At 68.1% G+C, this 12,180-nt stretch carries 11 protein-coding genes; 7 read left to right on the forward strand and 4 right to left on the reverse strand.

What is annotated here, in order from left to right; genetic code table 11:
* Positions 1 to 127: 127 nt before the first annotated feature.
* Positions 128 to 1,257 (forward strand): IS3 family transposase gene (locus IT361_10100; GenBank protein MCC6318030.1). Its coding sequence is split into 2 segments (ribosomal slippage): positions 128 to 389 and positions 389 to 1,257, totalling 1,131 coding nucleotides; the frame shifts between segments, so codons are not numbered across the junction.
* A gap of 1,068 nt (positions 1,258 to 2,325) precedes the next feature.
* Positions 2,326 to 2,802: a hypothetical protein gene (locus IT361_10105; protein MCC6318031.1), complete on the forward strand. Its 477-nt coding sequence runs from the start codon at positions 2,326 to 2,328 to the stop codon at positions 2,800 to 2,802.
* On the opposite strand, the gene IT361_10110 is transcribed toward IT361_10105, so the two are convergent.
* Both IT361_10110 and IT361_10115 read right to left on the reverse strand, forming a co-directional pair.
* Complete coding sequence (locus IT361_10110) at positions 2,803 to 3,585, reverse strand: cyclase family protein (GenBank protein MCC6318032.1); 783 nt, start codon at positions 3,583 to 3,585, stop codon at positions 2,803 to 2,805. It abuts the gene before it with no gap.
* Between the two features lie 14 nt (positions 3,586 to 3,599).
* Positions 3,600 to 5,000 (reverse strand): hypothetical protein, encoded by a 1,401-nt coding sequence (locus tag IT361_10115; GenBank protein ID MCC6318033.1) that lies wholly within the window; start codon positions 4,998 to 5,000, stop codon positions 3,600 to 3,602.
* A gap of 45 nt (positions 5,001 to 5,045) precedes the next feature.
* Between IT361_10115 and IT361_10120 the strand changes: the two genes are divergently transcribed.
* From IT361_10120 to IT361_10140, 5 genes are all read left to right on the forward strand, one after another.
* Entirely contained in the window at positions 5,046 to 5,387 is a 342-nt protein-coding gene (locus tag IT361_10120) for a TIGR04076 family protein (GenBank protein ID MCC6318034.1), read from the forward strand.
* Positions 5,388 to 5,512: 125 nt separating this feature from the next.
* Positions 5,513 to 6,070, forward strand: a complete 558-nt coding sequence (locus IT361_10125; protein MCC6318035.1) for a DinB family protein — start codon at positions 5,513 to 5,515, stop codon at positions 6,068 to 6,070.
* Between the two features lie 43 nt (positions 6,071 to 6,113).
* Positions 6,114 to 7,136: an aldo/keto reductase gene (locus IT361_10130; GenBank protein ID MCC6318036.1), complete on the forward strand. Its 1,023-nt coding sequence runs from the start codon at positions 6,114 to 6,116 to the stop codon at positions 7,134 to 7,136.
* Positions 7,137 to 7,480: 344 nt separating this feature from the next.
* Positions 7,481 to 8,962, forward strand: a complete 1,482-nt coding sequence (locus IT361_10135; protein ID MCC6318037.1) for an anthranilate synthase component I — start codon at positions 7,481 to 7,483, stop codon at positions 8,960 to 8,962.
* Positions 8,963 to 8,965: 3 nt separating this feature from the next.
* The gene (locus IT361_10140) at positions 8,966 to 9,547 is read left to right on the forward strand and encodes an aminodeoxychorismate/anthranilate synthase component II (protein MCC6318038.1); all 582 of its coding nucleotides are present in this window, start codon (positions 8,966 to 8,968) and stop codon (positions 9,545 to 9,547) included.
* Here IT361_10140 and IT361_10145 read toward each other — a convergent pair.
* Together IT361_10145 and IT361_10150 are read right to left on the reverse strand one after the other, a co-directional pair.
* The gene (locus IT361_10145) at positions 9,519 to 10,895 is read right to left on the reverse strand and encodes a hypothetical protein (GenBank protein MCC6318039.1); all 1,377 of its coding nucleotides are present in this window, start codon (positions 10,893 to 10,895) and stop codon (positions 9,519 to 9,521) included. The two genes, IT361_10140 and IT361_10145, sit on opposite strands and share 29 nt — an antisense overlap.
* On the reverse strand, positions 10,855 to 11,973 hold the full coding sequence (locus IT361_10150; GenBank protein ID MCC6318040.1) for a hypothetical protein: 1,119 nt from the start codon (positions 11,971 to 11,973) through the stop codon (positions 10,855 to 10,857). The genes IT361_10145 and IT361_10150 overlap by 41 nt, the downstream gene beginning before the upstream one ends.
* Positions 11,974 to 12,180: the final 207 nt, after the last annotated feature.

Below are 12,180 nucleotides of genomic sequence, written 5' to 3' on the forward strand. Positions count from 1 at the left end.
ACCTAGCAGTGGGTTGCTGCTGCCGCCGCACTGGGGAGAAGTGGTCCCGGATTTCTGAACAGGTGAGATAGCTGGACCGGCGGGCTCCACGAGCGAGATTACGCTCCTTGAGTCAGGAGACCGCATCATGGCCAGACGTACCCGCCGCAATCACGCCCCAGCCTTCAAGGCCAAGGTCGCCCTCGCGGCGATCCGCCACGAAGGCACCATCGCCGAGTTGGCGAAACGATTCGATGTCCACCCCGCCCAGGTGACGGCCTGGAAAGAGCAATTGCTCAGCGGTGCCGTCGACGTCTTTGGTGGCGGCGGCCGTTCAACCGAGCCGCCCATCGACGTGACCACGCTCCACGCCAAGATTGGCGAACTGGCGCTGGAGAATGATTTTTTAGAACGCGCGCTCGGCAAGGCCGGCCTGCTGAGCGCCAAGCGATGATCGACCGGACTCACCCGCTGCCGATTGCCCGGCAGGCCGCGGCGTTGGGGATCAGTCGAGGCGCGGTGTACTACAAGCCGCGACCACCGTCGGCGTTCGATCTCGCCCTGATGCGTCGGATCGATGCGGTCCACCTGGAGATGCCGTGGTTCGGGGCGCGCGGGATCAGGCGCGTTCTCAGGAAAGAGTACCCTGGTTTGGGCCGCCGCCGGATCGGGACCCTGATGCGCACCATGGGGCTCAGCGCGATCGCGCCGCAGCCGGGCACCAGCCGTCGTCATCGGGCGCATCCGGTGTATCCGTACCTGCTCAGGCAGCGCGTGATCACGCGACCGAACGAAGTCTGGGCGATGGACATCACCTACATCCCGATGGCGCGGGGCTTCGTGTATCTCGCGGCGGTCATGGACTGGGCCAGCCGACGGGTGCTCAGCTGGCGGCTCTCGCTCACGCTCGACAGCGCGTTCTGCGTCGAGGCCGTGCAAGAAGCGATCACGCGCTACGGCCGGCCGGAGATCTTCAACACCGACCAGGGCGTGCAGTTCACCAGTGCCGCGTTCACCGGTCTCCTGCTCAACCACAACATCCGGATCAGCATGGATGGGCGCGGGTGCTGGCGCGACAACATCTTCGTCGAGCGCCTCTGGCGGACTCTCAAGTACGAGGAGGTCTATCTGCACGCGTACGACTCGGTCTCTGCGGCACAAGCCGGGATCGCGCGCTATCTCACCCTCTACAACTCCCGTCGTCCCCATTCCAGCCTCGCCGACCACACCCCGGACGAAGCATACTTCCTCCCGCTGTCACTCCCCGTGGCAGCTTAACCCCGCTCGCCGATCCCGTTAACTCACGCCCTTAGGCTGTACAGAAAAGCGGAGCCACTTCTCTACGTCCATGCCGCGAGGCTTCTGGACACATGGGAAGGCGCAGTCGACGCTCTTGCCCGTTTGAAGGCGTTGTCTCAACTAGACGCCTTTGTGCTAGGGAAGCCAACCAGCCAAGAGATTGTCGCGCTCTTTGCGTGAGCATGCCTCCAGGAGACTGCTTCACGGCGATGTACTGGCATGTGCTGCTACCTAACAGTCGACTGCACCTGACAGTCGTTCGGGGCGGGCCGGCTTTCATCCCCTCGGCTGCAGGTGAGCCGGCGCCGTTGGGCGCTCATCGTGGAGACGAGGTGTGGAACTTACTCCTGGCTATTGCTATTCTCGCCGGCGTGAAGGGCTGGCACCGGCGTGACTTCCGCCCGCTGCCCTTGTCCACGAGAAGCAGCGCCGAGTTGAGGTATCGCTTGGCCTGGAGGCGCGCCGGCGGAATCGCGGCGTCGGTCTTGAGCGCATGCAGCAGATCATGCGCCAGAAGTGGTTGCCACAGAGTTCTGGCGTGGGTACCTGCGAGAGCAACCGCTGGTCAAGCTCGGGAAGGCCAAAGCTGCAACCGTGATGGCTCGGTGGGCTCCCAGCCTCGCCGAGAGAATCGTGAAGCGTGGGTGACATGCCGCCCAATACCTCCATCGAGTGGACGGCTTCCGGCTGGCTCCGCATGCCTCCGGTCGCCGTTGATATCGAGCGTTCGGCCTGTCACCGGGTAGGGAGATCAAGTCGCAGGCGTGTAGTGAACGCGCGCACCAGTGGGGTGAGCTTGACGCCCTACACCTCCGACGCCAGGCGCGGCGGGAGGTTGACGTTGAGCCTTGGGAGGTGCGGCATCCCGTTCCGCACGCGTCCATCCTCGTCGTTCCCGTGCGACTGCCCACAGTTGTTCGACGAAGGTGTCTCGCCAGCCTCCGCGCCGGGCCAGGGCGACGCCGCCCAGGACCAACGCAACGAGGCTCAAGCGACGCTGCTTCCCGCAAACGCCGCGACTAGCTTGCATCATCGCGGAGCGCCGTCATGTCCCTGTACCAGCGCGACTTCATCCTTCGACTCATCGAGGCCGTTGGCGCCACGCTCCGCCGCGCCCTCAAACGCCGCGAAGAGAACGACCTCGCCGGCGCGCGGCAGGAGATTGCCCTGACCATCGGTGAAGTCCTTGGCCCGGGCGCCGCGATGGTGCCGATGGTCGATGCCACCACGGCGGCGAACCTGGTGTCCGACCCACAACGGCTCGCACTCTACTGCCAGCTCCTGGAGGCAGACGCCGAGTTGCTGTCCGCGATGGGTCAGACCGATCGCGCCGCGGCCGTCGCGCGCCGGGCAACGGAGCTGCTGCTGGAACTGGTGCTCAGGCGCGTCGAGCTGCCTGACGACACCATTGCGCGCATACAAACGCTGGTGCAACGCACCGACGTGGCATCGCTCGGCCCGCGCTACCGTGACGCGGCCGCGGCCGCGATGCGCCTCACCTCGGCGCCGACGCGCACGAACTGATCAGCGGCGCGGGATGAGGGCGATCGCGCGCAGCGGCCCGCCGGAACCGCCCTCGATCTTCATTGGCAGCGCGATCACCGTCGCACCGGTTGCGGGCAGCAGGTTGACGTTGGCGAGGTTCTCCAGCCCGATCACCCCGGCGCTCGCCGCCACCTGGTGCACGATGAAGTCCCTGGACGCCCCATAGTCGATGGAGGCCACGTCCGCACCTAACGCGGACACCCTGCGCTCGTGCACGAGCAATCGGGCCGCGTCTTCACCATAGCTGGGAAAGTGAAGCCGCGACGCGTCGCCGCGGGTGTCGTCCCCGAGATAGCGCCGAGCGTCGGGCCACCGCGCCGACCACCCGGTGCGAAGCACCACGATCGCTCCCACCGGCACTCGGCCGTTTGTGCGCTCCCAGGCCAGAACGTCGGCCCGGGTGAGCCGATAGTCCGCGTCGCGCGCTGCCCTCGCGCCGACATCGATCACCACCGCGGGCCCCAGAAAGCGCTCGATCGGAATCCGATCGCTGGTGAGTCCATCCTTCGCGAAATGGATCGGCGCATCGAGATGCGTACCGCCGTGCTCCGGCGCGGAGAACCCGTTGGCCGAATAGAACCATCCACCGGGCGTGGGGCCGAACGCGAAGGATTCGAGACGAAAGCCCGACGGCGAGGTGGGCCAGTACAGGGTGCGGTTGTTGAACGCATGCGTGAGGTCGACGATGCGGAAACGCGAGAGGTCGAGCCCCTGGGCCTCGACGCGGCCGGAGACGAGCAGGCACACGGCGCCGGCGATCATCGTGGTTCGGCAGTTCACGGGCGACCTCCAGAGGGTGAGAGCCGTGTCTCGCCGCGCCCCCAGCCCGTGGCAACGACCAACGGCACCGTCACGGCGAGAACCCAGGCGTATGTGTTGAACATACCGGCGGCGAGCGGCGAGACCCGCGGCATCCCCTGCGCCGCCGCGCCGCCGCTCGCGTTGGACGCAATGATCGTGGGCAGGAACCACGGCAGGAGGAAGGGCCAGGTGCACACGGTCATGTCGAGCAGGTTCGTCCGACGATAAGCACTGAGTCCAGCGCTCTGGCCGATTTCGCGAACCAGGGCGCCCACGCTCAGCATCGCGACCACGCTGTGGGTGGTAAGCAGCACCGCGGCCGACACGAGTCCGACGGTCCACCATTCCGCGCGACGCGGGTCCGCGGTGCCGTGCTGCAGCGCGCGCGTGAGCCGCTCGAGCACACCCGAAGCCTGAACACCTCCCACCAGCCCCATGAGCAGGATCGTGAAGATGGAGATGCCAACGCCGCGCCCCAGGCCATCGATCACGAGCCCGCGCGCGCCGAACGCCGTTCGATCGACATACATCACGCGCTCCAGCGGCACGAGACCAAGCGACACGGCCAGCACGAGCGCGAGGACGATGCCGGCGAGCAATCCCTCCAGCAGGTGTCGGCGACGTGCCAACAGCACGATCACCGCCACCGGCACCGCGAGCAGCGGCAGTGCGCGCGAGGAACCCGTGGCCACACCGCTGCCAACCGCCACCGCGCCCGATGGCGCCGAGAGCGCCGCCAGCAGGATGCTCACCCCCAGCGCCACGAGGCCCGCCGGCACGACGTATTTGAGGCGACTGCGCACGGATCCGGGCACGTCGGTGTGCTGCGAACCTGCGCTGGCGATGCTGGTGTCGGACACCGGCGAGATGGAGTCGCCCCACGTGGAACCGGCCAGAATCGCTCCCATCAATACGGCGGGCGCTGCACCGAGCGGCCCTCCTGCCTGATAGAGCAGCGGTCCGGCGACGAGCAGCGTGCCGAACGAGGTACCGGTCGCCGTGGAGACCACGGCACACGCAACGAAGGCGAGCCCCACGTACGCGGCCGCACCCAGGCCAGCTCCACTCGCGAGCCACACGATGGATTGCACCACGCCGGACTCGGTGAGCACCAGGCCAAGCACGCCCGAGAGCAGCCACGCCACCACCATCAGGGCAACGATCGGTTGCCCCATGCCGGCAAGGACAGCGTCGGCGTAGGCATCCGGGCGCCGCGCCATCACCAGGCCCACGGCAAGCGCGGCGAGGATCACCGGCCAGAATCCGCGCTCGTCAGGCGCCCCGAGCACGGCGAGGGTGAGCACGCCGGCGAGGAATACGCCAAACGGCGCAAGGGCGCCGAGCAGGCCGCCGCGAAACTCGATGGGGGTCGTCACCGCGTTATCATACGCGCAAGCCGTTCCCGTGGAAGGAGAGTCGACATGCCTGACGACACGTTCACGCTCTACGACCTGCGGATCGAGGTGATCGCCACGGAGCGCGCGATGGTGTGCAACCATCGGCCCGGCGACTGGTTTGCGCTCTCGGGCGAGAGCCTTCGCTTTCCCGATGGCCAGACGTTTCCGCTCTATCCGCTCGCCGCGCTGCTCCCGCTGCTTCCGGCCAAGCAGCGAATGACGCACGCGGCGGACTGGATGACGACCGACACCGACGTCGCGTGCCCCGACCCAAACTGCGGCGCGCGGTTCCGCATCACCCGCACCGGCGTGCGCACGTTCCGACACGGCGACGTGACCGTGGTGCCGATGCCCGACGCGACCTGAGCCCGGGCACCGTCACGCGTGAACGGCGACCCGTCCCCACTCGCGCCGCCTTGCTCCCACGCACCGATGGCATCGCCCACCTGGCGGGCTAGATTTTCACGCTTGGCCCCAACAAGGACTCGACCATGACGCTTCGCCGCTCTCTCGCGCTGGCCTTTGCCGCCGTCGCTCTGACCAGCGCCGCCGCCGGCGCCCAGAACACCACGCTCATTCCCGACCTGCTGCGCGACCTGGCCGAGGTCGAGGAAAAGCTCACCGGGCTCGCCAAGGCGATTCCGGCGGACAAGTACGGCTGGCGCCCCAGCGCAGGCACCCGCTCGGTCGGCGAAGTCGTGATGCACGTCGCAAGCGACAACTACTTCATTCCCGCCGCGGGTGCGGGCATGCCCGCCCCCGCCGCAACGGGCATCAAGGTCGACGACTACAAGACCGTCTCGGCGTACGAGTCACGAAAGGTGACGCCCGCGCAGGCGCTGAAGGAAATGGAAGCCTCGTTTGCGTTCCTCAAGAAGGCGATGCAGGGCGCATCACCGGCGAGCCTCAACACGAAGCAGAAGGTCTTTGGCATGGAGATGACCGGGCAACAGCTGTGGATCCTCACCGCGACGCATCTGCACGAGCATCTGGGTCAGCTGATCGCGTACGCTCGCAGCAACAACGTGGTCCCGCCCTGGAGCAAGTGATCGTCAACCGATCGCCGGCGTCACGAACTCGCCGGCGATCACCGTGAGTGTTCCGCGGGTCTCCCTGGCCCCCGGCTATGCGATCTCCCGCCTGCTCAAGGGCGGGTGGCAGCTGGCCGGGGGCCATGGCGTCGTGGACCCGGAGGCCGCGTGGCGTGACATGGACGCGTTCGTCGAGGCGGGGATCACCACGTTCGACTGCGCCGACATCTACTCCGGCGTCGAGTCGCTGCTCGGTGGCTACCTGCGCCGGACAACGCACGACGTGCAGGTGCATACCAAGTGCGTGCCCGACCTCGACCGGCTCACCACGCTGACACCGGCCGACCTGCGCCGCACCGTCGAGCGCTCGCGCGAGCGCCTGGGTGTCGACGTCCTGGATCTGGTCCAGTTCCACTGGTGGGACCTCACGGTCGGCGACCCGATCGCCGCCCTGCGCGCGTTAGGCGCGTTGCGCGACGAGGGACTCGTGCGGCACATAGGCCTCACCAACTTTGCCAGCGCGCCGCTCCGGGCGATCCTGGACGCGGGCATCGGCGTCGTCTCGCACCAGGTGCAGTACTCCCTGCTCGATCGCCGGCCGGCGCGCGCCGTGGCGCCGCTCTGCGCCGAGCACGGCATCGGGCTGCTGTGTTACGGCGCGCTCGCCGGCGGCTTCATGCACGAACGCTGGCTCGGCGCGCCGGACCCGACCCTTCCCCTCGAAAACCGCTCGCTGGTGAAGTACCGCCTCATCATCGAGGAGTGCGGCGGATGGGCCGCGTTCCAGGCGCTGCTCGCCGTGCTCGCCGACGTCGCCGCAGCGCACGGTACCGGCATTGGCGCGGTTGCCATTCGATGGGTGCTCGACCAACCGGGCGTCGCGGGCGTCATCGTCGGCGCAAGGCACGCCGGGCACCTCCAGGATTCCCTCGCCGCGCTGCACCTCGTGCTCGATGATGGCCAGCGGCAACGCGTGGCCGATGCACTCGCCCAACTACGGCACCCTCCGGGCGACGTCTACGAACTCGAACGCGACCGCGAGGGACCGCACGGACGCATCATGCGCTACAACCTGAACGGCTAAGGCGCATCGCGGGGCCACACTGGCGCCGGCACGTCAGGGAGCGGTCATCAGCTCACCGCCTTCCGGTTGCGACGTTTGCGGAAACCTGACCGGGAGCGGTCGATCTCCACGTCGCAGGCCTTCCGTGGCGTTGCGTGGGCGTTGCGCGCTTGCTCCACGGGCCCGAGGCGCATATCGTCCCTGCCATGCTCCACACCGTCGAGACCTGGCGACCGGGAACTTCCGGAGACAGCAGACGCCACTGGCGTCGCTGACCCGACCCGTCTGACCGCGCGATCACCGCGCGGAACGCCTTCTCGACCACGAAGTCCACCACGGACTTCAGCACCCCGGAGCATCCCGAAATGCACGACGCGGAGTTCGCGCGCCTTGCCGCCCTCGGCTACAACCGCATCCCACTCGTCCTCGAGACCTTTGCCGATCTCGAGACACCGCTTTCGATCTATCTCAAGCTCGCCGCGGGGCCCTACTCGTACCTGCTCGAGTCGGTCCAGGGCGGTGAACGATTCGCGCGCTACTCGTTCATCGGTCTCCCGGCGTCGAGTCGCCTGGTGGTCCGAGGTCATGATGTGCAGGTGCTGCACGGCGAGAACGTGACGGAACGCGCCACGGTCGAGGATCCACTCGGGTTCGTGCGAGACTATCTCGCACGGTTCTCCGTGGCTCCCGTGCCGCACCTACCGCGCTTCTGCGGTGGGCTCGTGGGCTACATCGGCTACGAGGCGGTGAAGTGGGTGGAGCGCAAGCTCGCCGCCCGACCGACCAAGCCCGATCCGATCGACGCGCCCGATGCCGTGCTGCTCCTGTCGGAGGAAGTCGCGATCGTCGACAACCTGGCGGGAACGTTGACCCTCGTGGTGTTCGTCGACCCGCGCAACCCGATGGCGCTGCGGCACGGACGTGAGCGGCTGGAGCACTTGCGGGACCGGCTGCGACGCCCGCTGGAAGCGCCCGCGCACCTCGCCGTGGCCGATGCCGAAGCCGTCTCCAACACGAGCCGCGATGCGTACCTGCACGCGGTCGACGTGGCCAAGCGCTACATCGTCGACGGCGACGCGATGCAGGTGCAGGTGTCGCAACGGTTCTCGCGCCCGTTTGCCGCCGAGCCGCTGGCGCTCTACCGCTGCCTGCGCACGCTCAATCCGTCGCCCTACATGATGTACTTCGATCTCCGCGATCTGCACATCGTCAGCGCGTCACCGGAGATCCTCGTGCGCAAGGAAGGTGACCGCATCACCGTGCGACCGATTGCAGGCACGCGTCGACGCGGCACGACGGCTGACGAAGACGCCGCACTCGCCGCCGATCTCCTCGCCGATCCCAAGGAGCGGGCAGAGCACGTCATGCTCATCGACCTCGGTCGCAACGATGTCGGTCGCATCGCCGAGACGGGCTCGGTGCGGGTGACGGAGCAGATGGTCATCGAGCGCTACTCGCACGTGATGCACAGCGTATCGAACGTCGACGGCCGCCTCCCCGCCGCACGCGATGCCGTGGACGTCCTCCGCGCCACGTTCCCGGCCGGCACGGTGACCGGCGCGCCCAAGGTGCGGGCGATGGAGATCATCGACGAGCTCGAACCGGTCGCACGCGGCGTGTATGCCGGCGCCGCGGGTTACCTCGGGTTCCACGGCGACATGGACATGGCCATCGCCATTCGAACCGGGGTCGTGAAGGACGGCGTCCTCCACGTGCAGGCCGCGGCCGGCGTCGTGGCCGACTCGGTGCCCGAGCGCGAGTGGGAGGAGACGAACATCAAGGCCCGCGCGCTGCTGCGCGCCGCGGAAATGGCGTCCCGTGGACTCGAAGCGCGCAGGGAGGCCTGAGCCATGATCCTCATGATCGACAACTACGACTCGTTCACCTTCAACATCGTCCAGTACCTCGGCGAACTCGGGGCGAACGTGCGCGTGGTGCGCAACGACGAAATGCCGGTGGACGATCTGCTGGCCCTCGGCCCTGAGCGGGTCGTCGTCTCTCCGGGTCCATGTGCGCCCGATCAGGCGGGCGTCTCGCTCGAGGTCATCACGCGCTTCGCCGGGCGGGTGCCCGTGCTCGGCGTGTGCCTGGGTCATCAGGCGATTGGTCAGGCGTTCGGCGGCCAGGTGGTCCACGCGCAGGAACTCATGCACGGCAAGGTCTCGCCCGTCGAGCACCTTGGCGTCGGCGTCTTTGCCGGACTGCCCACGCCGTTCATCGCCACCCGGTATCACTCACTCGCTGTCGCGCGTTCGACGCTCCCCGCGCAACTCGAGGTCACGGCCTGGACCGCCGATGGTGAGATCATGGGACTGCGTCACCGCACGCTCGACGTCGAAGGCGTCCAGTTCCATCCCGAGTCGATCCTCACCGAACACGGACACGCGCTGCTGCGAAACTTTCTTACCCGGCCGGCAACACCGTCAGCGTGAACGTTACGTCCACCGGCGCCACGCCAGCGGCTGCGAGACGGATGGTGACGAGATAGGTACCTGGCACCGCGCTCGCGCTCGCGGTGAACCCGACGGAAACCGTGTCGCCGGTCGTCGGATTCTCCCCGAACGTGACGCTCACCTCGGCAGGTGCCGAGAGCACGGAGAGCGTGACCGGGGCAGTGAGGTTGGTGCGCGTGAGGCGCAGGGACCCGGTCCCGCTCCCGCTCCCTGCCTGCACGGTCACGGACTCCGGCACGGCGATGGCCGCGAGTGATGGCGCACCGGCCACGACGAGGTCGAGGTTGGTGCTGAAGCTGGGTACGCCGTCCGCCGACGCCGTGACCGTGAGCGGATGGAAGCCGGGTGGCGTCGACGGACTCACGAAGAGCGTAAGCATCGCCGACGCGGACGTCGTCACCATGGGTGCGAAGACTGCCACCACACCTTCAGGCAACCCGGCTGCGCTCAGCGTCACGTCGCCCGTGAAGTTGCGCCGTTGAATGGTGACGACGGCCGTTCCGGGTGCATCGGGGCGCGCGGTGACTCGCGCCGGCGTCAGCACGATCCCGAGACTCGCCACCGACGGCGAGAGCACGCGCAGGCGCAACGCCGCGCTGGCTTCAGGGATGCCCTGCCCGATCGCGAGCAGCTGCAATACATAGACGCCCGGCAGCACGTCGGGCCCCGCCGAGATGACGGCAGTAGCGAGGCTCCCGGTGGCCGGTGCATCCGGGAAGGTGATGCGCACACCGGGCGGCGCGCCGTCCGTGTCAAACACGACCGGGCCGGTAAAGCTGAACCGCGCGATGTCCAACGTGATCGTGCCGGATCCTCCGGCGATCACCGAAATGGAGTCCGGCTTGGGCGTGAGCACGATCTCGGGGGCACGCGTGATCGTGATCGTGACCGGAAGTGCCTGCGCATTCACGCGGCTCGACGACGCGGTGATGACCGCCGTGTAGGCGCCGGGTCGCGCGGTCCGGTCCACCGCGAGCACGAGGGTGCTCGCGAGTGACGTCGCCGGCAGGACGGACATGGTGAAGGCACCGGTGACTCCGGTGGGCAGATCACTGACCGTGAGGCGGACGTCGTCCGGTAGGTTGGTGCGTGTGAGGACGACCTGCACCAGCGCTTCCTGTCCGGCGTGCAGCGTGACCGCCGATGACGAGAGCGTCAGCGCAAGCGCTGGTACTGGCGGTGGCGGTGTAGGGGTGGAGTCCGTGCTCCCGCAGGCGATCAGCGCGGCGTTCGCGAGGAGCGACAGCCAGCGGCGCGCGCGCAGCGAGAGGGGCGTGCCGGAAGGTTCAGGTGCCGAGGAGTGCGTCCGCGATCGTGGCGATCTCATCTGCTTCGCGCCACGCCTGGGCGAGGTCGGCCAATTCACCTTCCATGGCACGACGCTCACTTTCTTCATGGGCGGCGATTTCGAGCGCAACACGATCTACCAATGGTACGTCGAGCAACGTCGTAGCGGGATCGCTGCCGATCCCTCCGCGCCCCCAGAACGTGCGTCCCGTGAGCCGCCACGCCAGGCGTTCGGTTTCGCTGGTGGCCAGCTCGAGCATTTCCACGTTTGTGACGGGCGACACATCGGCGTCTTCGCGCCCCCATGAGGAGCGAAGCGCGATGGTGAGCACCCGATTGAAGTAGCTGTCGGGCCGCGCCGACTCCTCGACCTTCGCGACCGCCGCGGTGAGCAGGTCGTGCGAGAAGCCGCGCCCGCGTTCGGTACCATTGATGACGGCAAGCATGCGCGCGACGGTACGCACGCCGGCTTCACCCTCGAGCGTAAGCACTCCCTGGTCATGCGGTACGGCGAGCGACCAGGGTCTCCCGGGTTCGGGGCGCATGAGGCTGGCCCCGACGAGGTGTCGGAGCCTGATGATCGCCACCGGAAGGTCCGTGGATGGAGCGTTCGCCGCTGGCAGATGCACGACATCCGCGACCCGGTGGCCGTACACGCCGAGGACGACGTCGGCGAGGGCGCGGCGTGCTCCGGTGCGATGCGGTCCGGTGGCCGCGAGGAGGCGTCGCAGGCCGCGCACGGCGAGGCCGGCCATGCCGCCTAACGCGCGCGCGTCGCGGGGCCGACGCCTGGTGAGCATGCGCCCGTAGCGCCACGCCGCGACTTCGGGACGCAGGGCCGGCCCGATACGGATGAGGTCGAGGTCGCCCTGGAGCCACGCGAGACCAACGTTCCCCGATGAGTAGCGCAGGCTCGTCGCGCGGAATCTCCGCTCGCATTCGTCCAGCGTTTCCCAGCGTTCCTCGATCGGGGCGAGGTTCCAGCGGGCGCACAGGGGGCACACGGCCCAGAGGCATCCGCGGCCGGGGTCAAAGGCGACCCGCCGCGCGATACGAAACGTCTCGAGCACGGTGTTCGTGCCGAGCGGTCCGTAGCAGAACGTGCAGGTGGTGTACATCGTCGCCGGCTGCTCGGGTCGCAGGTGCCGCCGAGGAGAGGCTACCGAGCGGGTGTCGTCGCCACCAGTCCGGCGGGATGGGCCGAGCCCGACGCCCGACCGGAGGCCGGAGCCCGGGGCGCACCGACCGGCGCCGTGGACCGTGAATTGGAGTTCACGAATGGTCGGGCGGCGTGCGCGGGGGCCACCGACGGCTCCGGAGCGCGG

Source organism: Gemmatimonadaceae bacterium (assembly GCA_020846935.1).
Classification (GTDB): domain Bacteria; phylum Gemmatimonadota; class Gemmatimonadetes; order Gemmatimonadales; family Gemmatimonadaceae; genus RBC101.